Origin of the sequence: Sphingorhabdus sp. (assembly GCF_023910635.1) — a bacterium.
GTDB lineage: Bacteria > Pseudomonadota > Alphaproteobacteria > Sphingomonadales > Sphingomonadaceae > Sphingorhabdus_B.
In genome coordinates, this window is sequence record NZ_JAAVVZ010000004.1 from 15,233 (window position 1) to 39,331 (window position 24,099).

The 24,099-nt window shown below is 55.6% G+C and carries 19 protein-coding genes, 1 tRNA gene and 1 riboswitch; of the genes, 7 read left to right on the plus strand and 13 right to left on the minus strand.

Translation table 11 applies throughout. The annotated features are described in order from the left end of the window. Positions 1 to 17: 17 nt before the first annotated feature. Positions 18 to 542, plus strand: a complete 525-nt coding sequence (locus tag HEQ34_RS03075; protein ID WP_296197215.1) for a cytochrome b — start codon at positions 18 to 20, stop codon at positions 540 to 542. Between the two features lie 223 nt (positions 543 to 765). On the opposite strand, the gene HEQ34_RS03080 is transcribed toward HEQ34_RS03075, so the two are convergent. Continuing rightward, on the minus strand, positions 766 to 1,635 hold the full coding sequence (locus HEQ34_RS03080) for an N-formylglutamate amidohydrolase (protein WP_296197219.1): 870 nt from the start codon (positions 1,633 to 1,635) through the stop codon (positions 766 to 768). Positions 1,636 to 1,942: 307 nt separating this feature from the next. Between HEQ34_RS03080 and HEQ34_RS03085 the strand changes: the two genes are divergently transcribed. Next, a tRNA-Val gene (locus HEQ34_RS03085) sits at positions 1,943 to 2,017 on the plus strand. Positions 2,018 to 2,081: 64 nt separating this feature from the next. Here HEQ34_RS03085 and HEQ34_RS03090 read toward each other — a convergent pair. Further along, positions 2,082 to 3,212: an AraC family transcriptional regulator gene (locus HEQ34_RS03090; RefSeq protein WP_296197223.1), complete on the minus strand. Its 1,131-nt coding sequence runs from the start codon at positions 3,210 to 3,212 to the stop codon at positions 2,082 to 2,084. A 15-nt stretch (positions 3,213 to 3,227) separates the two neighbouring features. Between HEQ34_RS03090 and HEQ34_RS03095 the strand changes: the two genes are divergently transcribed. Continuing rightward, entirely contained in the window at positions 3,228 to 4,001 is a 774-nt protein-coding gene (locus HEQ34_RS03095; RefSeq protein ID WP_296197225.1) for a thioesterase family protein, read from the plus strand. Here the strand turns inward: HEQ34_RS03095 and HEQ34_RS03100 are convergent. The 5 genes from HEQ34_RS03100 to HEQ34_RS03120 all read right to left on the minus strand — a co-directional run bounded on the left by HEQ34_RS03100 (position 3,998) and on the right by HEQ34_RS03120 (position 8,538). Beyond that, complete coding sequence (locus HEQ34_RS03100) at positions 3,998 to 4,948, minus strand: septation protein IspZ (protein ID WP_296197229.1); 951 nt, start codon at positions 4,946 to 4,948, stop codon at positions 3,998 to 4,000. The genes HEQ34_RS03095 and HEQ34_RS03100 overlap by 4 nt on opposite strands. Positions 4,949 to 4,951: 3 nt before the next feature. Then, positions 4,952 to 6,193: a 23S rRNA (adenine(2503)-C(2))-methyltransferase RlmN gene (rlmN, locus tag HEQ34_RS03105; RefSeq protein WP_296197232.1), complete on the minus strand. Its 1,242-nt coding sequence runs from the start codon at positions 6,191 to 6,193 to the stop codon at positions 4,952 to 4,954. Between the two features lie 49 nt (positions 6,194 to 6,242). Next, entirely contained in the window at positions 6,243 to 7,268 is a 1,026-nt protein-coding gene (locus tag HEQ34_RS03110; RefSeq protein ID WP_296197236.1) for a histidine kinase dimerization/phosphoacceptor domain -containing protein, read from the minus strand. 140 nt (positions 7,269 to 7,408) lie between these two features. Continuing rightward, positions 7,409 to 7,867: a hypothetical protein gene (locus tag HEQ34_RS03115; protein ID WP_296197239.1), complete on the minus strand. Its 459-nt coding sequence runs from the start codon at positions 7,865 to 7,867 to the stop codon at positions 7,409 to 7,411. 23 nt (positions 7,868 to 7,890) lie between these two features. Then, complete coding sequence (locus tag HEQ34_RS03120) at positions 7,891 to 8,538, minus strand: histidine phosphatase family protein (RefSeq protein WP_296197241.1); 648 nt, start codon at positions 8,536 to 8,538, stop codon at positions 7,891 to 7,893. Between the two features lie 142 nt (positions 8,539 to 8,680). Here HEQ34_RS03120 and dnaN point away from each other — a divergent pair, with 142 nt between their 5' ends. After that, complete coding sequence (gene dnaN, locus HEQ34_RS03125) at positions 8,681 to 9,796, plus strand: DNA polymerase III subunit beta (protein ID WP_296197244.1); 1,116 nt, start codon at positions 8,681 to 8,683, stop codon at positions 9,794 to 9,796. A 46-nt stretch (positions 9,797 to 9,842) separates the two neighbouring features. Here the strand turns inward: dnaN and HEQ34_RS03130 are convergent, their stop codons facing one another. The 4 genes from HEQ34_RS03130 to HEQ34_RS03145 all read right to left on the minus strand — a co-directional run bounded on the left by HEQ34_RS03130 (position 9,843) and on the right by HEQ34_RS03145 (position 14,502). Beyond that, complete coding sequence (locus tag HEQ34_RS03130) at positions 9,843 to 10,670, minus strand: NYN domain-containing protein (RefSeq protein ID WP_296197247.1); 828 nt, start codon at positions 10,668 to 10,670, stop codon at positions 9,843 to 9,845. A gap of 135 nt (positions 10,671 to 10,805) precedes the next feature. Further along, positions 10,806 to 12,545, minus strand: a complete 1,740-nt coding sequence (locus HEQ34_RS03135) for an amidohydrolase family protein (RefSeq protein WP_296197251.1) — start codon at positions 12,543 to 12,545, stop codon at positions 10,806 to 10,808. Positions 12,546 to 12,668: 123 nt separating this feature from the next. Continuing rightward, the gene (locus tag HEQ34_RS03140) at positions 12,669 to 13,886 is read right to left on the minus strand and encodes an argininosuccinate synthase (RefSeq protein WP_296197253.1); all 1,218 of its coding nucleotides are present in this window, start codon (positions 13,884 to 13,886) and stop codon (positions 12,669 to 12,671) included. A 46-nt stretch (positions 13,887 to 13,932) separates the two neighbouring features. Further along, the gene (locus HEQ34_RS03145) at positions 13,933 to 14,502 is read right to left on the minus strand and encodes a TMEM165/GDT1 family protein (RefSeq protein WP_296197256.1); all 570 of its coding nucleotides are present in this window, start codon (positions 14,500 to 14,502) and stop codon (positions 13,933 to 13,935) included. A gap of 71 nt (positions 14,503 to 14,573) precedes the next feature. Further along, positions 14,574 to 14,711, minus strand: a riboswitch (yybP-ykoY riboswitch). A gap of 692 nt (positions 14,712 to 15,403) precedes the next feature. Here HEQ34_RS03145 and HEQ34_RS03150 point away from each other — a divergent pair. Continuing rightward, positions 15,404 to 17,476 carry a malate synthase G gene (locus HEQ34_RS03150; protein WP_296197259.1) on the plus strand — a complete coding sequence of 691 codons (2,073 nt, stop codon included), beginning with the start codon at positions 15,404 to 15,406 and terminating at the stop codon, positions 17,474 to 17,476. A 2-nt stretch (positions 17,477 to 17,478) separates the two neighbouring features. Here HEQ34_RS03150 and trxB read toward each other — a convergent pair whose 3' ends face one another. Next, complete coding sequence (gene trxB, locus HEQ34_RS03155) at positions 17,479 to 18,432, minus strand: thioredoxin-disulfide reductase (RefSeq protein ID WP_296197261.1); 954 nt, start codon at positions 18,430 to 18,432, stop codon at positions 17,479 to 17,481. A gap of 154 nt (positions 18,433 to 18,586) precedes the next feature. On the opposite strand from trxB, the gene HEQ34_RS03160 reads away from it, so the two are divergent. After that, a complete protein-coding gene (locus tag HEQ34_RS03160; RefSeq protein WP_296197264.1) occupies positions 18,587 to 18,904 on the plus strand; it encodes a 2Fe-2S iron-sulfur cluster-binding protein in 318 nt (105 codons plus the stop codon). A gap of 150 nt (positions 18,905 to 19,054) precedes the next feature. On the opposite strand, the gene HEQ34_RS03165 is transcribed toward HEQ34_RS03160, so the two are convergent. After that, positions 19,055 to 19,861 (minus strand): NUDIX domain-containing protein, encoded by an 807-nt coding sequence (locus HEQ34_RS03165; protein WP_296197266.1) that lies wholly within the window; start codon positions 19,859 to 19,861, stop codon positions 19,055 to 19,057. 213 nt (positions 19,862 to 20,074) lie between these two features. Between HEQ34_RS03165 and uvrA the strand changes: the two genes are divergently transcribed. After that, positions 20,075 to 23,101 (plus strand): excinuclease ABC subunit UvrA, encoded by a 3,027-nt coding sequence (uvrA, locus tag HEQ34_RS03170; protein WP_296197268.1) that lies wholly within the window; start codon positions 20,075 to 20,077, stop codon positions 23,099 to 23,101. Positions 23,102 to 24,099: the final 998 nt, after the last annotated feature.

Here is a 24,099-nt window from a genome sequence, read left to right on the forward strand (position 1 = left end):
TTTTGGGGAGTGACGGCATGGGCAAATATGGCAAAATCGCAATCCTGTTTCATTGGGCTATCGCGACATTGATTGTGGCCAATATATTATTGGCTACTTTAGCTGAAGATCTGCCTCGGGCAACGCGCGCGGTGTATATGAGCGCGCACAAGGCCATTGGTATTTCCATTCTAACCCTTACCATTGGCCGCATTTTATGGCGCCTTGGCCATCGCCCTCCGCCGCTACCTGGTCAACTGGCCGGCTTTCAAGCGACGGCAGGACGAACCGTGCATATTCTTTTCTACATTCTGATGATCGTCATGCCATTGACTGGCTGGCTCATGATCGGTGCCAATGGCAAAGCGGCGCCAGTGGACTTTTTCGGTCTATTCACTGTTGATATGGCCGTCGGCAAAAACGCGGCGCTTGCCGACTTTGCACAAGAAGGTCATGAATTTCTTGCCACGCCTCTTATCATTCTGATCGGGCTACATGTCTTGGGTGCGTTGAAACATCAGTTCATCGACCGCATGCCATTCCTTCAGCGCATGTGGCCCTGACATGGTCGCAGCACAGGCTAACGCACAATTCCTCGCAACCATCGGGCGGCTGGTCGGCAAACTGCACTTGTTTTCGGCCTAGGTCTTGAAACTGTAATAGCAATGCCCCATTCTCTTAGGTGGACGGAATCATCCCCTCCCGTTTCCGTCCACCGATGTCTGTGAAGGCATCAACTCCCTGAACCTAGGCCACCCCGGAACAATCCGGGGTGGTTTTTTATCATCATTCCGCAGCAATCAGGATCGCGGAACCCAAAGCTTCGTCGGCAAGCGCCGCCACTAGAGCAGGTATCATGGCGTTCATGCGGTCCGAACCCGCGCCAGGATGGCGCAAATCGGGGTCGAGATACAGCGACCGGTCAACTTCCAACTGAATGGCATGAATGTTCGCACCTGGCCGCGCGTGGCGGCGGAGAATATACGCGCCAGCATAAGGATGGTTAAGCGCGGCGTTAAACCCTTGGGATTGCAACCGCGCCATTAACAACTCGGCATATCGTGACGCTGCACTTTTGCCGAAACGGTCCCCAATGACAAATTGAGGCGCTGGTCCAGAAGTTACGCCACGGATCGGCGGCATGCTGTGCAGGTCAAGCAATATAGCAACGCCAAACCGCAGCCGCATTTGTTCAAGCACATCCGCAACTGCCTCATGATAAGGTCGGTGGAACGACGATATCCGGTGCTCCACCTCATCCAAGGTAAATTGCCGTTTCCACAGTTCACCCTCACCTGACAATCTTCGGGGAATCAGGCCAAGACCACCGCGTTGCTTGACCCCTGGTGGGGGATAATCACTTCGCAGCGCCCCTTGAACCATTTCTGTGTCAATATCCTGCTCGTCGCGGTTCAAATCAATCCACGCCCGCGCACGGCGCGCCATAATGACAGGATATCCCAACTGGACACAGCGCCGCGTCAATATGTCGGCATATCTGTCCTCAAGCCGCAGCAGGACCGCAGGCGGCAGCCTTAACGCATCCAACAGCTCCGATGGATAATCACGCCCGGCATGCGGCACGGACAGCAGTACAGGGACGGATGGTGCATCCGTTCCCCATCTTGCGAATCCATCTATATCCGTCGGTGCCATGCTTCTCTCTGAATTTTGCAGCCGCATGATTGGCAGATTCTCGGCAAAATGGGAAAAAATAAAACTGCGCGATTATGCAGGCGTTGTGGCCGTTTCAGCCGTCGGTGATGTTTACATTCATCGGCAACATTTGAGTGCGGCGACAAGAATGAGAAAGCCAACAGGCCAAACGCCAACTTCCTTTCCAAACCCTTCCATCTCAAGGATCTTGTTCTCAAAGTCGAACGCTTGTTTGCAAAGGAAAGTTTCGGCGAACTGAAATAGGCTTGAATGATAAGGCAAGCCCAGCTAGAGGCTCCCGCAGAGTGGGCGTATAGCTCAGTGGTAGAGCACTGTGTTGACATCGCAGGGGTCGCAAGTTCAATCCTTGCTACGCCCACCATATTTTCCTTGGCGATGTCTTCATTCATGAGCGTTCTAAGTTTAACCGGCACAATAGCTGCCGCTTAACGTCGGCTTGGGGGGCTTCCGGTCCAGTTTTTATGCGCCCGCGTAAATGCGCTTAGATCGCTATAGCCGAGCAACAAGGCGATCTCGCCAAGTGAGCGCGTATCTTCCATGAAATATAGTTGGCACATATCCTTACGGACAAGGTGGAGCAGATCTCGGAAGGACAGGCCGTCCTCCACCAGTTTACGCCGCAGTGTCCGTTCGCTCATGCCAAAGGACGCGGCCATTCGGTCCAACGTCGGCGGTGATTTGTCCAACTCACTTGTAAGATAGAAATAGCTGAAGGCCAATTGGGTTTTGCCTGCAAACATCCACTTGGCCGGAAGCTCATACCGTTGCGACTCTGCATCAAGCAGCGCCTGATTGGCGAACGGTGACGGACGAAATACCTGACGCCCAGCGATTTCCAAACGCGTTTGCGGCATTCCGAATTCTACCGGACAACCAAAAGCAGCGTCATAAATAGCCGTGCCAAATTGGGGCTGATGCTGAAAATGCACAGCCTGAAGCAGAGGTGGTTCGTTCAGCACCTGCCGCGACAAGCGCGCGAAGGCCATTACTGAAAACTCAACAAAACTGGCGTAACTCTGCACGCGGTCGGGTGCGTAATCCCAGATAAAAAACGGTGGCTTGCCATCTGAGTGGAAGGTCGTCCGCACCATATTCTGCCGCAGCGGTTGAATACGCGCATGCGCCCGAATCACGGAGGCAAGATCGAGTTCGAGACGCGTGACATAGCCAAAGTCAGAGAAGTTCTGCATCGCGGCCTTGTCGCCAAGCCGCAGGTGCACCGCTGGATCGTTAAAATAGGTCTGCAATGTTTTAAAATAACGCAACGCGACTGGCGCGGAAATCCGGCTTAAGGGGTTGCGCAGCTTTGTTTCATCAAGGCCAATGGCGGAAATAAGCTCTCGCTTGTTCGCGCCCTCTGCAACTGCGGCACGCAATATCCGGGAGGCAAGACTTGCCGACATTGTGTCGGGCGGGATAGCCTTTCCATTCTGCAGCAGATCGTCGATCCAGTTATAAATCGGATGTCTCCCTTTGGCGATATCACAGGGTTCAACACGCAACGCATTCCAACGCAAGCCAGTTTTCGTCCGCGGCTTGCGGCATTGATTTTCCATCGCTAAGCCAAAGGCATGAACCTAGCATCGCTTCTCGCCCAGTTTTCACCCGGCGCCACGACTCACACAATCTCCATTCCGCCAAGCTGGCATCAGGGACGCACGGCCTATGGCGGCCTGAGCTCCGCTCTGGCCTATCACGCGGCGAAGCTGGCAGCGGATGATCTTCCCCCTCTACAATCGGCTCAGATTGCGTTTGTGGGGCCTCTGGCGGGCGAGATAGAGGTTGGCGCGCATATTCTGCGGCGTGGGAAAAACACCGCGTTTATTCAGGCGGTGATTTCAGGGGCAGATGGCGTTGGCCTGACATGCAATTTCATTTTCATGAACCGCAGGCACAGCCATTTGGATTATGTGAATATCCCGGCTCCGGACTTCCCGCTTATCCCAACGACCGATAATGCGCGCAGCGGCCCACCAGAGTTTTTCACGGGTCATATGCAATATCCAGACAAACGACTGGAGCTTGGGATGGCGACCAATCGGCTCGCAAGCTGGCATCGGCTGACCGAGCATCAAGGGCTGGACTCAATTGCCGAGCTCATCTGTATCGGTGACGCCCTGCCGCCGTCGGCCATGGGACTCATGACCGAAAAGGGCATGGTGAGCTCCATGAACTGGCAGATCAATATGTTGACCGATGCGCCAACCACCGAAAATGGCTGGTGGTATCTATCCAGCGAAACGCACCACGCCGCCAACGGCGCAAGCAGCCAATATATGACAGTCTGGAACAGCCGCGGCGAAGCGGTGCTAACGGGTATGCAATCGGTCGCGATTTTCGTTTAAACTGTTGGCTTTGCCCGGGCATAGCGCATGGCAAGCAGGACAAGGCCAATAACGATAAAATTATCGACGAAGGTTTTGTAGAACAGCCAATTGTCAGTGGTCAGCAACTTTGCAGCGCCATAATTCAACGCCGCCATAAACAGCCCGATCACGCCCATGACGATTGCAAAGCGACCCGCATGAATATCCGAATATGGCATATAGCGCGCCAAGCCTTTGCCGATATACCGCCCTCCGCGCGCACCATCGATGATGAAGAAGCTGGCGGCAATCAATCCTGTGATTGTACCGCGCAGCTTTATCCATTCCTCGTCATTCAACCAGACTGCAAGGCCCGCCGATATGCAAAGCATGAGGATGCCAAACAAAGCAAGGCCGCCCGTGACATCTATTTTTGTGATGCGTTGGAACGCGACAAGGCCAAAGCCGACGACAACACCAACCAAGGCGGCGGTTTGTAAATCGGTCATTTTGGCTATGACGTAGAATAATAAACCAGTGGCCACATCAATGGCAAAAGGCAGGCGGTTGTGGCGCGCGAATACGCCGCTATGCGTGCCTTGTGCGCTTTGCGTTGTCTTCACGATTTCGCCAAAGCTGCTATGCTGCACCGCCGTGCTCTGATATTTTTCGGGGTAGACCGGAACGCGTCCTTTATGGCTTTCATACACCAGAACGCCATTAACACGCGCGACAATGCCAGTGGTCCATAGGCCCATATAACCCAGTTCCACCTCCAACAAACGTCCATCGGGGAGCGTCACCCGCAACAGATGGTTGCGGACAGATTCGGGGCCAAAGGACGGTGTGTGGTCCGCAGCTTGCGTCACACCCTGCATGGATAAAGCCGAATGCAAACCATCGCCGCGTGCCCGGCTGGAAACGCTAAACGCCAGCCCATCGACCGCAAATCGACGTGTCGGATATCGCCACCACGTAAAGCTCATGGCCTAGCCCAAAGCCGCCTGTTTTTCTTCGGCGAGGCGGTCAAGCTCGGCGCGGCTTTTCTTCTCGCTAGAGGATTTCAATTGCCCGCAAGCCGCCATGATGTCGCGGCCACGTGGCGTGCGGATGGGCGCGCTGATGCCAGCTTCAAAAATAATGCTGGAAAAACGCTTAATCCGTTCGGAGTCAGAACATTCATAGTCTGCGCCGGGCCATGGATTGAAAGGGATCAGGTTGACCTTGGCAGGAAGTTTATACTGCCGGATGAGGCTCACTAGCTGGCGCGCGTCCTCGTCACTGTCGTTTTTGCCCTTCAGCATCACATATTCAAACGTAATCCGCCGCGCGTTGCTGATACCCGGATATTCTGCGCAAGCGCGCAGCAATTCATCAATGCCATATTTGCGGTTCAAGGGCACCAGCTCGTCACGCACCTCTTTGGTGACTCCATGCAAGGATACCGCGAGGTTGACGTTAATCTCCTCGCCTGCGCGCGCCATCATCGGCACGACACCTGACGTCGACAGCGTAATCCGGCGGCGCGACAGGCCAAGGCCATCGCCATGCATGACAACCTTCATCGCGTCACGGACATTGTCAAAATTATAGAGCGGCTCCCCCATGCCCATCAGCACGATATTGGTCAGCATGCGGCCATCGGCCGTATAATGGCCGACGTCGTCGTCGTCATCTTCGTTGGCCGACGCAAAGGCCATATTTCCCTTTGGCCATTCGCCAAGCGCATCGCGTGCGAGCATCACTTGACCAACGATTTCGCCGGGCGTCAGATTGCGCACCAGCCGCATCGTGCCGGTATGGCAGAACCGGCAATTGAGCGTGCAGCCAACCTGGCTCGAAATACACAAAGTCCCGCGATCCGCATCGGGGATGAACACCATTTCATAATCCTGCGCATCATCGGTACGCAAAAGCCATTTGCGCGTGCCGTCTGTCGACACCTGCGCCTCGACCACTTCTGGCCTGCCAATGACAAAACGGTCGGCGAGCCAAGGCCGCATCGTTTTGGAAATATCGGTCATCGCTTCAAAATCGGTCACGCCGCGATGGTAGATCCAATGGAACACCTGCTTTGACCGGAGCTTTGCCGCCTTTTCATCCAACTGCGATTCTTCAAACAACTGCCGAATTTGGAGATGGCTCAACCCCATGAGGTCAATGCGTCCATCATTGCGCGGCGTAATGGCGCGCGGGGTGACAACGGGGTCGATATGGCCGGGAATCTGCATGTTAGCCGCGCCTATAGTAATAATTTCCGCGAAAAGCCAGCGTGGCGGCTTACGCGGTACGGACCACAGAAACCTGTGTCCCCGGTGCCTGATCCGAAATCGTGACAATTGCCCCCAACTGGCTTGCCAATGCCTCGACAATACCTGTGCCCAGGCCTGGTTTTCGGTCTTCTTCATCCTTGGGCATGCCGATGCCGTCATCAGCAACGACAAGTGTCCATGCCTTGCCATCTGATGTGAAGCCTACCTTGATCGACCCGTGTTGGGTCCGGCCCGGAAAGGCATGCTTTAGCGCATTGATCACCAGTTCGGTGACAACCAAGCCAAGGCTGACCGACGTATCTGGGTCAACGACGCTGTCATCACATTGCGTTGTGAGTTTTATCCGCCCGGGGTCGCCGATCATTGATGCGCCAATACTATTGCACAAATCCGCAAAGTAATTTTTGAGGCCTACATTATCGACAGCGGTCGATGACAGGTGCTTTTGCAGCATTGCGATCGACATCACGCGGTTATGCGCGTCGCGCAAATGCTCGCGGGTTTCGCTCGACTGCACCTTGCGAGCGCTTTGCAGCAGGACGCTCGCGATAATCTGAAGGCTATTCGCGACGCGGTGCTGTATTTCGTTGAGCAACAACTGTTTTTCGCGGACAAGATCATCGCGCACTTTATCGGCCAATCGCTGCGATGTGACATCGGTGATGGCAAGCACGACACGAATGCTTTCGGCTTCAAAATAATCCAGCGTATGGGCGTTTATCAAAAGGCGCAGCGTTCCCTTTTCCGGCCGCACGAGGTCCATTTCATAGACATCAATTGCAGCTTTGCCCGACACCGTCGCTTGCAACAGCGCGTTCAACTGTCGCACGTTCCATTCACCCCCGCCCAAGTCGGCCAGCTTTTTGCCCGTAACGCCCGCACAATCGACGTCAAATGCTAAGCAAAAGGACTTGCTGGCTGCGATAATCGTAAGATCCTCACGCAACAAAATAAGCGGTGAAAAAGATGACGATATTAATGCGACCGACATATTGTCGGCATGCTCGGGCAAACGGTTCAGTGGTTTTTCCATGGCATATAGCCGTTGTGAACTGGAGGTTCGCGGGACGAGAGCCATACCCAGGCGCAATTCGTATTCGAACAAATATCAAATGTGAACTTTTGTAACAGACCTGCGGCGTTCCAGTGAGTCAATTCGACTTTAACTTAATTTTATATTTGAGCGCATCGCAATGCGGCCGCATCAATGGCGCTTGGTGCGCCACGAAGACTATAGATATCAACAATTGACTTTCCGTTTTCTCCAATCGTCTCAATGCTCAGCGACTTTGCAGCACGTATGGCGGAGACAATCGCCAGATCCATCCGCCTGTCCACTGCCCACGCCGTGTTGCCTACGGCCTGCAATCTGAAACGTCGCCCACCGGCGCTTAAGGTCACATCGCCATTGGACGCCCGGTTCCGGGAGAGACGCACATATAGCTGCTGCCTAACGTTGCGATTCGGCCAAAAACCAACCGATAAAAACGCTGGCTGCGTCGGCGTGCGTAAACTTTCTTCAGGCGCGGCAATCGCGTAGCAACGGGGCGTCTGTGGCTCGTGAAACGCAGCCCAGCTTTGATATACGCCCAAGCGCTCTTTGGCGGACACGGGCGCGGATATCATAACCATATATAACAGCCACGCAGCCTCTTTCACGCGCGCTCGCCCTGCCCGCTGCCATCGATGACCAAAGCTTCGACACCGTCGCAGATCATGACCATGCTACCTTGGGCCAGACTGGGCGCAATGGGCGCGCCAAACTGCGCCATCGGTTCGATCCCAAGCAGCAACCCGCGCAGCACCCGCGCGGTCATCCCATGACAAATGATGAGCATATCCTGATCAAAGGACAATTCGCCAAGCCAGTGCGACAGACGATGCGCCACATCTTCATAATATTCACCGCCGTCGGGCCGAACCGAAAACAATTTATGTTCGGCGTCGACGATTGGGCCGATTTCAGCCGCAATGTCGGCATAGGTTCGGCTTGACCAACGTCCAACGTCGATTTCAAGCAAACGGTCGTCGCGGTTGGTCTCGTGCCAATCCGCATCAATTTCTTCCGCAATTAAGGCGAGCGTTTGCAGCGCGCGGCCTGCGGTGGATGCCCAAAGCTGCGGCGTTGCGTCCGGTCCGAGATATTCCGCCAACGCACGGCCCATCTCACGCGCCTGGACGCAGCCCTCCCATGTCAACGGCGTATGCAATTCGGCCTGACCTTGCATCCGTGCCACTTTGTTAAACACTGTTTCACCATGCCGCGCGATGAAAAGCCGTCGATTGTGTGTTGAAATTCCCATATAGCCCTTATTCCACAGGATATTGTTGGAGGCAAAAGCTATCGGCTTGCCCTAACGGTCAAAGCGGTTATGGAAGATTCGGTATATTAATTGGGTTTTTTGGCTGGTTTGCGGACCAGCCGGCCCGACAAGGGGAATGTGAATGAGAGCCACGATCGAACGCGCGACGCTGCTGAAAAGCCTGAGCCACGTCCAGTCCGTGGTGGAACGACGCAACACCATTCCGATATTGTCCAATGTCCTTATCGAAGCAAGCGAAGGCGGCAAGATCAAGTTGACCGCGACCGACCTTGATTTGCAGGTCGTTGAAACTTTTGCTGCCGATGTCGAAACCCCCGGCGCAACAACGGTTTCCGCGCACACATTGTTCGAAATCGCCCGCAAGTTGCCCGATGGTTCGCAAGTGCAACTGCACGCCGCCGATGGCCGCATGGCCGTGAATGCTGGCCGCGCCCGTTTCTCGCTCGCGACCCTTCCACGTGACGATTTTCCGACAATTGCCGAAGGTGACTTGCCCACCTCGTTTGAAATCTCTGCAAGCGCGTTGATCCAGATCATCGATAAAACGCGCTTTGCGATTTCGACCGAAGAAACGCGTTATTATCTCAACGGCATTTTCCTGCACGTTACCGACGATGCCGAACCCGTTTTGAAAGCCGCAGCGACCGATGGTCACCGCTTGGCCCGCGTGACCTTGCCACGCCCTGCTGGTGCGGAAAATATGCCCGACATCATCGTGCCGCGCAAATGCGTTGCCGAAATCCGCAAGCTGCTTGATGAAAGCGGCGACAATGTCATCCAGATCGACCTGTCGGCGAGCAAAATCCGTTTCACCTTTGACAGCGTCATCCTGACATCAAAGTTAATCGACGGAACCTTCCCCGATTATAGCCGCGTCATTCCGACCGCGAATGACAAATTGCTGCGCATCGACCCTAAGGCATTTTCACAAGGCGTGGACCGCGTCGCGACCATCGCCACCGAAAAAACCCGCGCCGTCAAAATGGCGCTAGATCATGACAAGATCACCTTGTCCGTCACCAGCCCTGAAAACGGCACGGCGGCAGAAGAAGTATCCGGTCAATATAGCAGCGATAGCTTCGAAATCGGCTTCAACGCACGTTATTTGATGGACATTTTGGGCGAAATCGAAGGCGACGTGGTTGAGTTGCACCTCGCCGACGCCAGCGCACCGACCTTGATCCGCGAGAATGATAAGTCGGCAGCGTTGTATGTATTGATGCCGATGCGGGTTTGAACGATTAGGGTTCGCACTGGATACCCCATTTAAACATGATGTTTGGTTACTTGCTACGATCTCTCACAAACGCCTGCGCTTCTCTTCGCAGTTGCCGCTTTTGCTCCGTGTTCAAATCAGCACCAAGTGTATGGCGAGCCTGCGCCAGCAATGGTGCGTCGACATCTCTAGGTAGGCTGCCTGTGCTTTCCAAATGCGCTTTGATCGAAGTTATCTGCTCTGTGTCAAAGCGGACCATTACGGTTCCAATCACGGCGGAAAAATCAACGTTTGTTCCAACTTGTGGACCTAGTTGATCAAGTATCGGACGCAATGGACCTTTAACAACGGATTTGGTACAGGATATAACCGTTTCGACAATTGATCTCGACCATTCAATATGGCTGTCAACTTCTTGCAGCAAATGAGGTGATTGCGTCCCGCGCGACGGCTCGACACCTAAAAGGTGTACTCGAACGCCGTATGTCTGTGCAACCTGCACACCAACACGTAAATCCTCGTCACCGGCAACAATCAACGCGTCACTAATTGCAGCATTTCGTGCCAAGTCTATAAGGTCGGTAACAATTAGTGAATCTACACCCTTTTGCTGCCCAAAGCTGTTTATGAAGCCGAGTCTAAGTTTAACGTTTGGCTGCTGGCTAAGCGACGTTTGCGATGGGCTTGGCCCTTGGAACGGCTTAATGCCATCATACCAATAGATTCGCAGCAGCCTGACATCAGGCGCTGCCTTTGCCGCAGCTTCAAAAAGCTCCTTAATTGCTTGTTCTGCATTAAGTTTTATGTCGGTGCGCGGTTGTTTGGAACCGGTTAAAAGCGCTGAAGACGCTGCAAACAAATAACCAGCATCAACGAAAACTGCAACTTGTTGCATGGGTGCCCTCTAGAAATGAAATGGGGCTCCCGCAGGAGCCCCTAAGTAGGCGAATAACGCAGATTATGATAGGCTCCGTTACTCGTTTCACTGCCTATAGACAAGAATTGTTTCCAAATCAATAATTTTTAGCGCCTACTCCGCCGCCTCAGCCATCAGCACATTTTGCGGACCCCGCACCACGACACCCGGCAGCGCGCCCGTCATCTTGCCTTCACGGAAGGTGACGACTCCGGCCTTCACAGTCGCGACATAGCCATCTGCCCTTTGAAGCAAACGTCTGCCACCGGCGGGTAAGTCGAACGCCAGCCATGGTTTGCTCAGCTTCAACCGATCCAGATCGATAATGTTGATATCCGCCAGATAACCTGGCTTCAGCACGCCGCGATCATTTAGTCCATAAAGCCGTGCAGTGTCATGGCACTGCCGTTTAATCGCATTCTCAAGCGTTATGCGTTTGCCCTGCCGGTCACGGACCCAATGTTGCAACATGAAGGTCGGGCTGGCTGCATCGCAAATCGTGCCGCAATGCGCGCCGCCGTCTGACAGGCTGTTCACACAGTCATCGCGGGTTTGCAGTTCCTCAAGAAAGTTCAAATTGCCATCGCGATAATTGAGGATGGGGAAATAAATAAACCCAGTGCCATCGTCCTGCATCAACAGGTCATATGCATATTCCGCTGGGCTGACTCCGGCGACAATGGCGCGCGCCATGACGCTTTCGTCCTGCCGTGGCTCATAATTAAATGCAGGCCCCATTTCGAAATGTACGGGCCAACCGCCCGCAACGATACGCAGAAAATCGATGATGTCACTTTCGGGAAACACCGATTCTTCGGATATCATCCGCGCCTTAAACGCAGGGTCTTTCAGGCAGGTTAGCTGCTGCGCCCATGGCAGCGCTTCAATCTCTACCCATGCTGGCTTGAATCGGAAAGGATGAACCGTTCCCTGCCATGCCATGATGATGCCATTGCCGCGCAAGGCGATTTGCGCGACGATGTTTGCGCCATTGTCATTTTCGGCAATCATTGAAGAAATCTGTTCCTCCAACGGCATTTCCTTGGCGATGGATTGCAACGCGGCAAAGGTTACGGGCAAGCCGGTTTCGCGGCTCAGCGCGCCCATCCAACCAAATTCATCCCAATCGCGTTTCATGTCGCTCGCCATTTCAAACACGCCATATCCGACACGGCCCATGGCGCGACCGATACCGATCAGCTCTTCCTTTGTGGCCGTAGTCCCCGGCACGAGTTCGCCGTCCACGGATTTGTGCAGCACGGTGCGCGATGTTGAAAAGCCAAGCGCGCCTGCTCTTATGCCTTCTTCGACAATGCGGGACATTTCTGCGATGTCGGCGTCGGTTGGGACCGCACCCGGCATCTCACGATCGCCCAGCACATAAGCGCGCACCGCCCCGTGGGGCACGTGCGTTGCGACGTCGATGGTGCGCGGACGGCGTTCCAGTGCGTCCAGATATTCGGGGAAGGTTTCCCAATCCCAAGTCATACCCTCGGCCAACGCAGTGCCCGGGATATCCTCCACACCCTCCATCAGGCCGATCAGCCAGTCATGCTTGTCTTTCTTTGCAGGTGCAAATCCAACGCCGCAATTGCCCATGACCACCGTAGTTACGCCATGCCAGCTCGATGGTGCCATCTCGCTGTCCCACGTCGCTTGACCGTCATAATGGGTGTGAATGTCTACAAATCCAGGCGCGACGACCTTGCCGCTCGCGTCGATTTCTTCGCGGCCCGCCGCACTGATTTTGCCAATGGCCGTTACAATGCCGCCATCAATCGCAACATCGGCAACAAACCGTGCCGCGCCCGTGCCATCAACCACGGTTCCGCCCCGAATAACCAGATCATGCATGCCGACTCTCCTCATTTTTCAGAAGGAGCGTATCAGCTTTAATCAGGCAATTAAACCTCCGCGTATCGAACAGACTTTCATCTCTGTCGAACCACTGCGTCCTTTGTCCATACCCATTCGCTGTTAAGCTTTGCGTCCCGCCAATAATCGCAAACGCAGCGCGTTCAGCTTGATAAAGCCCGCTGCATCTTTCTGATCATAAGCGCCAGCATCGTCTTCAAAGGTCACAACCTTTTCGCTGTACAGGCTGTTGGGCGATTTCCGGCCAACGACACTTGCAAGGCCCTTGTAGAGTTTCAATCGAACCGTGCCGGACACATGAACTTGGCTATGGTCTATCGCGGCCTGCAACATTTCACGCTCTGGCGAGAACCAAAACCCATTATAAATCAGTTCGGCATATTTCGGCATCAGCTCGTCTTTCAAATGCGCTGCGCCGCGATCCAGCGTGATGCTTTCGATGCCGCGATGGGCGCGGGCGTAGATTTCGCCGCCGGGCGTTTCATACATGCCGCGCGATTTCATGCCGACGAAGCGGTTTTCGACCAGATCAAGTCGGCCAATTCCATGTCTGCGACCCAATTCATTCAACGCCGCCAGCAAGGTCGCGGGCGACATGGCTTCAGCGTTGAGCGCGACACCGTCGCCCTTTTCAAAGTCGATAGTGATATATTCGGGCGTGTCTGGCGCGTCTTCGGGATTGACCGTGCGCGAATAGACATAATCGGGTGTTTCGTCCCACGGGTCCTCAAGCACTTTGCCCTCGGACGAGGTGTGCAGAAGGTTAGCGTCGGTCGAAAACGGGCTTTCGCCGCGCTTGTCCTTTGGCACGGGGATCTGGTGCTGCTCCGCCCATTCAATCAGGCGCGTGCGGCTCGTCAAATCCCATTCACGCCAAGGCGCAATGACCTTGATATCGGGATTGAGCGCATAAGCCGACAATTCGAAACGCACTTGGTCATTGCCCTTGCCCGTTGCGCCATGCGCAATGGCATCAGCGCCCGTTTCCGCTGCAATCTCAATCAACCGTTTCGAAATCAACGGCCGCGCAATCGACGTGCCCAATAGATAGTCACCTTCGTAGCGGGCATTGGCGCGCATCATCGGAAAGACAAAGTCGCGGACGAATTCTTCGCGCAGATCATCGATATAAATATGATGGTCAGGCACGCCCATCAATACGGCCTTGGCGCGCGCTGGCTCCAACTCTTCGCCTTGGCCCAAGTCAGCGGTAAAGGTGACGACTTCGCAGCCATATTCAACCTGCAGCCATTTCAGGATGACGCTGGTGTCGAGACCACCCGAATAAGCAAGAACGACTTTCTTGATGCTGTCTGTCATGTCACTTTGGTTCCGAAGCTAATGTATCTGCGGCGCGCCTAACAGCTTAGGCAAGGTTCGACAACTCCCAGAGCTGCCAAAGCCCGAGAAGCAGGAACATGCCAGCGGCGATTATGTGCACCGTGCGCAGCGAGATTTTCGTCACCAGCCTCTCGCCCAAATAGACCGCTGGCACATTGGCGATCATCATGCCCAATGTGGTCCCGACCGCCACGGCCCAAACCGCATGATATTGCGCGCCGAGCGCTATCGTCGCGACCTGCGTCTTATCGCCCATTTCGACGAAGAAAAAGGCGATGGTGGTCGCAACAAATGCACCGCGTTGCGATGCCACTTTGATATCATCATCCACCTTGTCCGGAATAAGCGTCCAAGCTGCCATTAGGACAAAACCTATCGCAACAGCATAACGGAAGGTGTCGCTCATAAAGATTGCGGCAAGCGCGCTGCCCGCCCATGCGGCAAGTGCGTGATTGGCGATCGTGGCTGTAAATATACCGGCAATCACCGGGAGCGGTTTTTTGAACCGCGTGGCAAGCAACATCGCCAAAAGCATGGTCTTGTCGCCAATTTCGGCAACAGCCACAAGCAAAGTGGACGTAAAAAAGATTTCCATAACATATCCGGGGTCAGGCAGTTTTTCGACGCAATGCCACCGGCCATCCCGCCCGACCGGAACGGATAACCGATGCCATTGGTCTCGCCTTGAACCGCATGGCCGTTTTCGACCGTGTGGCCCCACATGCACCATGACCTCTCGGCCAAATATGTTGATGCACGTCTCGTTCGGGTGGAACGACTGGCTACTCCCCAGATGACGTTCGTGCCTCTAATTTGAAGCGCCTAAAGATTCAAGCGAAACCTATTCCGATGTATCTGGGTTCCCGTCGGATGCAATAGGTGCATTTTTGCCTCGTCCCATTTGCCGGAGCTTAAACTGCCGCTTGTTACGCACATAGCGGACAAGGGTGAACGCCAGAATAACTGCCATTGCCGCGCATAACGCGTAGGCAAGAACCACTCTCGTTTCCATCGAATATAAAACCTTGCGAGCCCGTTTTCGGGCTTATTATTGAAGTGTGACCCAGAACGTCTGTTAGAACGAACTCTGTTTATCCGCAATACTTGTAACTTATTGTAACAAAATATAACCCATATTATGATGCGTTTACCGCAAAACGGAACTGTCTAATCGACATTGTGGATCGTCCGATCCTTTCAACCATGCGTGCCTCGGCAGTCAAGAGGTAATCAACAGCATTGCAGGTTATGCAGCAAAAATTTTACTTCCCCTGACAAGGCCGCGCTTAGAAGATCGTCAACGCCCAACAACCGGTTCGCGCCAAAACCAAGTGCCGTGCCGGGGTCTGCATGCCCGATTCAAGACGCGCCAGCGAATTAACGTGGCCGTGAACGCATAAAAGTCCCGTTTTTTCCTTTTGTCGATGGGCAACACCCGTTAGGGGGTGCGCAACGATTAGAATCTCCCCAGGCACCATTTTTGCTGGAGCCCGATTATGACCAAATATGCAACGCGTGCCGGACTCCGGATTGCCGAGCAGCTTGCCGAATTTGTCGAGAGCCATGCCCTTGTCGGCACGGGCATCGCTGCGGATGCTCTCTGGCGTGGCCTATCTGATATTCTAGCGCGCTTTGTGCCGCACAACCGGATGCTGCTGGCCAAACGCGACGATATTCAGGCCAAATTGGACGCATGGCACCGCGCCAATCCCGGCCCAATCATCGACATGGCCGGGTATCAAGCCTTCCTGCGGGAAATTGGCTATCTGGTCCCCGAACCCGCGCCTTTCCGCATTGGCACGCAAAATGTCGACGCGGAAATCGCAACGATGGCTGGGCCACAGCTTGTGGTGCCAAGCCTCAATGACCGCTTCGTCCTCAACGCCGCCAATGCGCGCTGGGGCAGCTTATATGATGCGCTTTATGGTACCGACGTCCTGCCGGCACCCGCCGCACGTCCCGGTGGCTATGACACCGACCGGGGTGACGCGGTCGTTGCTTATGCGCGGCATTTTCTTGATGACGCCATTCCGGGTTGGCAGGCGGCTTTAGCTGGCGGCGACAATCCCTATTTCGTGGCGAAGACGCAAACAGGTGACGCCGCACGCTACCTGTTCCAACATCATGGCCTGCATATTGAGGTCTTGGTCAATCCGCAGCATCCTGTGGGCGCGACCGATGCATTGCACATCGCCGATGTCATCCTTGAATCCGCACTGACGACGATCATCGATTTGGAAGACTCGGTCGCGGCTGTCGATGCCGATGACAAGGTCGCGGCTTATGCCAACTGGCTTGGCCTGATGCGCGGCGATCTCGTCGCCAGCTTTGACAAGGGCGGCAAAACTGTCACCCGTGCGCTTGAACCAGACCGCGTTTATGACCGGTTGACTTTGCCTGGACGCAGCCTGATGTTCGTGCGCAATGTCGGTCATTTGATGACCAATCCGGCGGTATTGCTCGCGGACGGGTGCGAAGCGCCCGAGGGAATACTCGACGCTTTGTTCACGTCGCTCTGCGCGCTGCACGACCTTAAGGGGCTTGGCACCCATCGCAACAGCCGCGCTGGTAGCGTCTATATCGTTAAACCCAAAATGCACGGCCCCGAAGAGGCCGCATTCACCAATGACCTGTTTGACGCGGTCGAAGATGTGCTTGGCCTTGCACGCCATACGATCAAGGTCGGCGTCATGGACGAAGAACGCCGAACCAGCGCAAACCTTGCCGCCTGCATTCACGCGGTCCGCGACCGTATTGTGTTCATCAACACTGGCTTTCTGGATCGCACCGGCGACGAAATGCACACGGCCATGCACGCTGGCCCGATGATCCGTAAAGCCGAGATGAAAGCCGCGTCGTGGATTCAAGCCTATGAAGCGCGCAATGTCCAAATCGGCCTTGCCTGCGGCCTCAGTGGCAAGGCGCAGATCGGCAAGGGCATGTGGGCCGCGCCCGATAGGATGGCCGACATGATATTGCAGAAAATTGGCCATCCCAAGGCTGGCGCGAACACCGCATGGGTGCCGTCACCCACCGCAGCAACGTTGCACGCGATGCATTATCATCAGTTCGACGTGTTCGCCCGCCAAGCCGAACTTTCCAAGGAAGCTACACCGGGGCTGGACCCGCTGCTGACCATTCCCGTCGCCCCCATTGGCCATAACTGGTCGGACGAGGATGTAGCTCAAGAGCTGGAAAACAACGCGCAAGGTATATTGGGCTATGTCGTGCGCTGGATTGACCAGGGGGTCGGCTGTTCCAAGGTGCCCGACATCCACGACATCGGCCTGATGGAGGACCGCGCTACGCTGCGCATTTCGTCGCAGCATATCGCCAACTGGCTACTCCACGGCATTGCCACCGAGGCGCAGGTCGATGCCGCGCTGACCAAGATGGCAACCAAGGTTGACGCCCAAAATGCGGGTGATCCGCACTATGAAAAGCTAAACACAGAAAGCCTTGCGCTAAAGGCCGCCCGCGCCCTGATTTTTGAAGGCGTCATGCAGCCCAATGGCTATACCGAACCGCTGCTCCATAAATTCCGGCAGGAGAAGAAAGCAGGGCGCTGACCCTAAGCCACAGCGTCAATAAACCGCTCCGCATCCAGCGCCGCCATGCATCCGGTGCCTGCGCTGGTGCACGCCTGACGGTAGATATGGTCCATCACATCACCGCAGGCAAAGACGCCGGGGACACTCGTTTCGGTTGCTTGCCCTTCAAACCCGCCGCGCACTTTGATATAGCCGCCTGCCATATCGAGATGGCCTTCAAAGATACCGGTATTTGGCTTGTGGCCGATGGCGATGAACACGCCATGCAGTTCGATATCTTCGGTGCCGTCGCCGTCGGTCGCGGCGATACGCATCCCTGTGACGCCCATCGCGTCGCCCAAGACTTCATCCAGCCTGTGGTTCCACTTGATCGTAACCTTGCCTTCTGCTTCACGGGCAAAGAGGCGGTCTTGGAGGATTTTCTCGGCCTTTAATTTATCGCGGCGGTGGACCAAGGTCACATGACTTGCGATATTGGCGAGGTATAACGCCTCTTCTACAGCGGTATTTCCGCCACCGATCACGGCAACTGGCTTATTGCGATAAAAGAAGCCATCACAGGTGGCGCAAGCTGACACGCCTTTGCCCATGAACGCGGTTTCGCTTGGCAGACCAAGATATTGCGCGCTTGCACCTGTCGCGATGATGACCGAGTCTGCGGTATAGTCGCCCGCCCCTCCCGTCAGCACAAATGGCCGCTGCGAAAAATCGACCTTCTCGATATAGTCATTTTCAATGCGCGTGCCAAAACGTTCGGCATGTTTGCGCATCCGTTCCATCAATTCAGGGCCCATGACCCCTGCATCATCGCCGGGCCAGTTATCAACTTCCGTCGTTGTCATCAATTGCCCGCCAACTTCAACGCCCGTGATCATCATCGGCGTCAGGTTCGCGCGTGCGGCGTAGACAGCGGCGGTATATCCCGCGGGGCCGGAACCAATGATGATAACAGGGGCGTGGCGATTTTCGGTCATGACTGGTCTTTCTGATTCTGTTGGCTGCGGACATAGGCACTAGCGCGGCGCTGGCCAAGGGCAGCGCCTGACTTATCCCCATTAAATTAGGGCTTCACATGTCCGCAGGTGCAACCTATCAGTCCGTCAACATTCAGAATATAGGGAGCAGTTCATGGCCAAAGTCACGGTAATTTCACGTAACGGCGAAGGTCGCGAAGTCGAAGCCGAAAACGGCCTGTCGCTCATGGAAGTGATCCGCGACAACGGTTTTGACGAATTGCTCGCTTTGTGCGGCGGTTGCTGCTCCTGCGCGACGTGCCATGTGCATATCGACCCTTCCTTTGCCGACCGCCTGCCAAAAATGAGTGCGGACGAAGACGACCTGCTCGACAGTACCGATCACCGCAACGAAACCTCGCGCCTGTCATGCCAGATCCCCGTCAGCGATGCGCTCGATGGCTTGATCGTGACGATCGCGCCTGAGGATTGAATTTGTATATTCCCACTGCGTCACCCTGAACTTGTTTCAGGGTCTATCGTGCAGCACGCCCGGAGCCCGAGAGGATAGATGGACCCTGAAACAAGTTCAGGGTGACGGTGAATGTCACGGGCTTTCGCCAAAAATGCCTCTCAGCGACGCTCACCCCCGCATCGCGCTGCCGAGCGGTTCCTCAATGACAGGATACCCATGGCCATCGGGGATGCATAGCCAGCTTCCGTCCGCGCGCTTGTCGATATACGTCAGCACCGTCGACACAGGATGTTCCGCCGCATGGGCGGCAGCGGCGTCAAAGTCACCGAACATCGCCAGCCGTTCCAAATTGCGCCGCGTGGGGAAGATGATCTTCACCTGGCCATGGTCTGCTTTTTCCAAAACTTCCGCCGCAGTTGCCCAAAACAGCATCCGGTTCTCGGTCTGGTCAACAGTCGCGAGCGGCGTCGTGTTGCCCGCATCCACCAGATAGAATCGCGTGTCAAAAACGCGGCTGGCATTTTCAAAGGCGGGCGGCCGCCAGCGTGACCATAAAACAAGCTGTTCAAAATCCGGCGTCCAGCCAAAACGGTTGCAGACTGCCTGCAGGCTTTGCCCATCATGCAACGCTGCACGCGCTTCTATGCAATTGGCGGCATCCGAAACGCCAGACAGCCCCAACGCAAGCCCGGCCTCCTCAATCGTTTCGCGGATCGCCGCAAGCCGTGCAGCAGCCTCATCCATCGGCAAAGGCGAACCCAACATCTGCGCATAATCGAAATCGGCAGGGTCAACCTTGCCACCGGGAAACACCGCAGCGCCGCCGGCAAAGGCCATGGCCTTGATACGTTCGACCATCAACAATAACGGCGCGCCGCCATCGGGGTTCTGCCGAAAAATGACCATCGTGGCGGCAGGCGTAGCGACGGGAAGCGGTTCGCCGCTGATCGGGTGGTTGCGCGGTTCAGATTCCATAAGTTTACTCAAGCATGCTTTCGAACATGTTAGAAGCGGAAAATCAATCGACAGTCGTTACTGCGCCGTTGCCGCTGTTGCTCCGACATGCCGCAAATGCGGAGCGATGCATGATACGGGAAAAGCCTAGCTTGAAATTCGATGAATTTTAGCCCACTTCCAAAACAACGCGCTTACTTGCGCTTTTAGAACAAATCTGGAACAAGCTGAACTATGTCACTCACCCACATCAAGGTGCGCGGTGCGCGCGAGCATAATCTCAAGGGCATCGATATCGACCTGCCGCGCGACAAGCTCATCGTCATCACTGGGCTTTCGGGTTCCGGCAAGTCCAGCCTCGCGTTCGACACCATTTATGCCGAGGGGCAGCGCCGCTACGTCGAATCGCTCTCCGCTTATGCGCGCCAGTTTTTGGAGATGATGCAGAAGCCCGATGTCGAGCATATTGAGGGGCTATCCCCTGCAATCTCCATCGAGCAAAAAACGACCAGCCGCAACCCGCGCTCGACAGTGGCGACCGTGACCGAGATTTACGATTATATGCGCCTGTTATGGGCGCGCGTTGGCGTGCCATATTCGCCCGCGACTGGCCTGCCGATCACCGCGCAGACCGTCAGCCAGATGGTCGACCGCGTGATGGCTTTGCCCGAAGGCACCCGCGCCTTCCTGCTCGCGCCCGTGGTGCAAGGCCGCAAAGGCGAATATCGTAAGGAACTCGCCGAATGGCAGCGTTCGGGTTACACCCGTGTGCGCATCGACGGCGAACTCTACGCGATTGAAGAAGCGCCCATGCTCGACAAAAAATACAAGCATGACATTGAGGTTGTGGTTGACCGTATCGTCGTCAAGGACGGCATCCAGCAACGGCTGGCCGAAAGCTTTGAGGCGGCGTTGAAGCTGGCCGATGGCTTGGCGTTTGTGGATCTGGCAGATACCACCGTGGCGGAGTTACAGACCAGCAACGCCGATAGCGTGCCAACTGCATTTGGCGAAGCGCGCGCCACCTTCTCTCCCCTCCCGCAAGCGGGAGGGGCCGGGGGAGGGCAGTCCGCAACCTCGGAAGGGCCCTCCCCTAACCCCTCCCGTATACGGGAGGGGAACATGAAGAATGTCGGCCTGCCCGCCAACCGCATTGTCTTCTCCGAAAAATTCGCCTGCCCCGTCTCTGGCTTCACCATCGCGGAAATCGCGCCGCGTCTCTTCTCGTTCAACGCCCCGCAAGGCGCGTGCCCCGATTGTGACGGCCTTGGCGAGCGGCAGGAATTTGACCCGCAATTGGTCGTCCCCAACGAACATCTATCCTTAAAAAAGGGCGCGATTGTGCCTTGGGCGAAGTCTAACCCGCCAAGCCCATATTATATGCAAGTGCTGTCCAGCCTGGCGAAGGCTTATGGTTTCAGCCTTGAGTCCACGTGGGAAGATTTGGCTCCGGAACAAAAGCTTATCATCCTGCACGGCACGGGCGGCATGGCGGTTGATCTGACGTTCAAAGACGGGCGCAAGGAATATACCGTGCGCAAGGCGTTTGAGGGTGTCATTGGCAACCTCAACCGCCGCTTGCTGCAAACCGATAGCGCGTGGATGCGCGAAGAATTGTCGAAATACCAAACGTCGCAGCCGTGCGAAACCTGCCACGGCGCGCGTTTGAAACCAGAGGCGCTGTCCGTCAAAATCGCGGGCGTCGACATCGCCACGCCCACCCGCATGAGCGTGGGTGACGCGCTGGTCTGGTTCGGCAGCGTCGACCAGACATTGACCAATCAGCAACAGCAAATTGCCAAGGCGATCCTGAAAGAAATCAACGAACGGCTTGGCTTCCTCAACAATGTCGGGCTCGATTATCTCAACCTTGACCGCACCAGCGGCACCTTGTCCGGCGGGGAAAGCCAGCGCATCCGCTTGGCTAGTCAAATCGGCAGCGGCCTGTCGGGCGTGCTCTATGTGCTCGACGAACCCAGCATCGGCCTGCATCAGAAAGACAATGACCGCCTGCTCGCCACGCTGCGCCGCCTGCGTGATTTGGGCAACACCGTCATCGTCGTCGAACATGACGAAGACGCGATCCGCACCGCCGACTGGGTGGTGGACTTAGGGCCCGGCGCTGGCGTCCATGGCGGCACGGTCATGGCCGAAGGCACGTTGAAACAGATATTGAAATCGAAAGACAGCCTGACCGCCGCCTACCTCAACGGCACGCGTGAGATTGCGGTGCCCAAGACACGGCGCAAGGGCAATAAGAAGAAGCTGACCGTCCACAACGCCCGCGCCAACAACCTGAAAAACGTCACCGCGAGCATTCCTTTGGGCACGTTCACCTGCATCACCGGCGTATCGGGGTCGGGCAAGTCCAGCTTCACGATCGACACGCTCTATGCCTCGGCGGCACGGTCCTTAAACGGCGCGCGCGTCATTGCCGGCGCGCATGACAAGGTTACGGGTCTGGAACATTGCGACAAGGTCATCGACATCGACCAATCCCCCATTGGCCGCACCCCGCGTTCGAACCCGGCAACCTATACCGGCGCGTTCACCAACATCCGCGACTGGTTCGCGCAATTGCCCGAAAGCGCCGCGCGCGGGTATAAGCCGGGGCGGTTCAGCTTCAACGTCAAGGGCGGGCGTTGCGAAACATGCAGCGGCGATGGCCTGATCAAGATTGAGATGCACTTCCTGCCCGACGTCTATGTGACGTGCGAGGAATGTAACGGCAAACGCTACAACCGCGAAACGTTGGAGGTCAAATGGAAGGGCCTCTCCATCGCCGACGTGCTCGACATGACGGTGGAGGACGCGGTGGAAACATTCAAGGCCGTCCCCCCCATCCGCGACAAAATGGCGATGCTGGCGGAGGTTGGCTTGGGCTATGTCAAGGTCGGGCAGCAGGCCACGACCCTGTCAGGCGGCGAGGCGCAACGCGTCAAACTCGCCAAGGAACTCAGCCGCCGGTCCACTGGCCAGACGCTCTACATCCTCGACGAGCCCACCACCGGTCTGCATTTCGAAGACGTCCGCAAATTATTGGAAGTCCTCCACCGCTTGGTCGAACAGGGCAACAGCGTGGTGGTCATCGAACATAATCTCGACGTCATTAAGACGGCAGACTGGATCATCGACATGGGCCCCGAAGGCGGCGTCAAGGGCGGCGAGATTGTCGCCGAAGGCACGCCGGAGCAAGTCGCCAAGGTCGCGGCAAGCTACACCGGCCATTATCTCGCGCCAATGTTGGCGAAGGCAAGCTGAGCTTCCCCTCCCGCAGGCGGGAGGGGCTAGGGGTGGGCCTGCAACGGCGAAACCGCACCAACATTCCCCTCCCGCGAGCGATCCGGGTGGGCCCCTCTCCCCATGCGGGAGAGGGTTGCGCAGACTTACGAGCTCGCTCGTTAGTCGAAGCTGGGTGAGGGGCTCCGCCCCATCGGCCACGCACCACGCCGCGTTCGTGCAGATGGAAACCCAGCGCCAATATAATCTCGCACAAAGACGCAAAGACAAGAAGAAGGTGTTGGCCCGACCCGTCATAGTAGAAAGCTATTTCGGGGATGACGCAGATGTTACAGTAATTGCCTAAATCACCCCTCCCCTTCAGGGGAGGGGAAGGGGGTGGGGTCTGTCGACGTTGCGCAAAGCTATATACCCCACCCCAACCCCGTGGAGCCTCTCGGACCAGTCCGGGGGACTGGACCCTCCACGCCTGAGGGTGAGGGGCTTAATTTCGCAATATTTTGAACAGCGGGACCATGCGAAGCATATTGGAGGGGCACCCGCCGGTTGGCGCAATCTCGCGGTCATGCCCGGTCGAAACCCTGCGCCAATATAATCTCACGCAGAGGCGCAGAGAGCGCAAAGAAGGTGTTGGCCCGACCCGCCATAGTATAAAGCTATTTTGGAGATGACGCAGATGTCATCGTGATTCCCGTAATTCCCTTACTTAAATTCAAAGCTCAGCAGTGCATATAATCGCTTCATGATCATTAAAATGTTTATGAGTAAATGAGTGCAGACCAGAATTGCCACCCACTTGAACAAAAACAAATTAGATTTTGTCGCTATAGGAAATAATAAAATTAACATTGATAGTGTAGAAAATAAAATCACATAAGATATAGTGATGCCTAATTCTCTTATCAAAGTTGCTCTACTAAAATACTCACTTATATAACGATCATTTACTATGCTATCTTCGCTTACACGCCTGGGGGCATGATATAATGGAACAAGCACACCTGTTATCGACATCATTA

Excerpts from the sequence above, each read along its gene's own strand:
- HEQ34_RS03075 (WP_296197215.1), top strand. The coding sequence starts at position 18 with ATGGGCAAATATGGCAAAATCGCAATCCTGTTTCATTGGGCTATCGCG.
- HEQ34_RS03080 (WP_296197219.1), bottom strand. The coding sequence starts at position 1,635 with ATGGCACCGACGGATATAGATGGATTCGCAAGATGGGGAACGGATGCA.
- HEQ34_RS03090 (WP_296197223.1), bottom strand. The coding sequence starts at position 3,212 with ATGGAAAATCAATGCCGCAAGCCGCGGACGAAAACTGGCTTGCGTTGG.
- HEQ34_RS03095 (WP_296197225.1), top strand. The coding sequence starts at position 3,228 with ATGAACCTAGCATCGCTTCTCGCCCAGTTTTCACCCGGCGCCACGACT.
- HEQ34_RS03100 (WP_296197229.1), bottom strand. The coding sequence starts at position 4,948 with ATGAGCTTTACGTGGTGGCGATATCCGACACGTCGATTTGCGGTCGAT.
- rlmN (WP_296197232.1), bottom strand. The coding sequence starts at position 6,193 with ATGCAGATTCCCGGCCATATCGACCCCGTTGTCACCCCGCGCGCCATT.
- HEQ34_RS03110 (WP_296197236.1), bottom strand. The coding sequence starts at position 7,268 with ATGGAAAAACCACTGAACCGTTTGCCCGAGCATGCCGACAATATGTCG.
- HEQ34_RS03115 (WP_296197239.1), bottom strand. The coding sequence starts at position 7,867 with ATGGTTATGATATCCGCGCCCGTGTCCGCCAAAGAGCGCTTGGGCGTA.
- HEQ34_RS03120 (WP_296197241.1), bottom strand. The coding sequence starts at position 8,538 with ATGGGAATTTCAACACACAATCGACGGCTTTTCATCGCGCGGCATGGT.
- dnaN (WP_296197244.1), top strand. The coding sequence starts at position 8,681 with ATGAGAGCCACGATCGAACGCGCGACGCTGCTGAAAAGCCTGAGCCAC.
- HEQ34_RS03130 (WP_296197247.1), bottom strand. The coding sequence starts at position 10,670 with ATGCAACAAGTTGCAGTTTTCGTTGATGCTGGTTATTTGTTTGCAGCG.
- HEQ34_RS03135 (WP_296197251.1), bottom strand. The coding sequence starts at position 12,545 with ATGCATGATCTGGTTATTCGGGGCGGAACCGTGGTTGATGGCACGGGC.
- HEQ34_RS03140 (WP_296197253.1), bottom strand. The coding sequence starts at position 13,886 with ATGACAGACAGCATCAAGAAAGTCGTTCTTGCTTATTCGGGTGGTCTC.
- HEQ34_RS03145 (WP_296197256.1), bottom strand. The coding sequence starts at position 14,502 with ATGGAAATCTTTTTTACGTCCACTTTGCTTGTGGCTGTTGCCGAAATT.
- HEQ34_RS03150 (WP_296197259.1), top strand. The coding sequence starts at position 15,404 with ATGACCAAATATGCAACGCGTGCCGGACTCCGGATTGCCGAGCAGCTT.
- trxB (WP_296197261.1), bottom strand. The coding sequence starts at position 18,432 with ATGACCGAAAATCGCCACGCCCCTGTTATCATCATTGGTTCCGGCCCC.
- HEQ34_RS03160 (WP_296197264.1), top strand. The coding sequence starts at position 18,587 with ATGGCCAAAGTCACGGTAATTTCACGTAACGGCGAAGGTCGCGAAGTC.
- HEQ34_RS03165 (WP_296197266.1), bottom strand. The coding sequence starts at position 19,861 with ATGGAATCTGAACCGCGCAACCACCCGATCAGCGGCGAACCGCTTCCC.
- uvrA (WP_296197268.1), top strand. The coding sequence starts at position 20,075 with ATGTCACTCACCCACATCAAGGTGCGCGGTGCGCGCGAGCATAATCTC.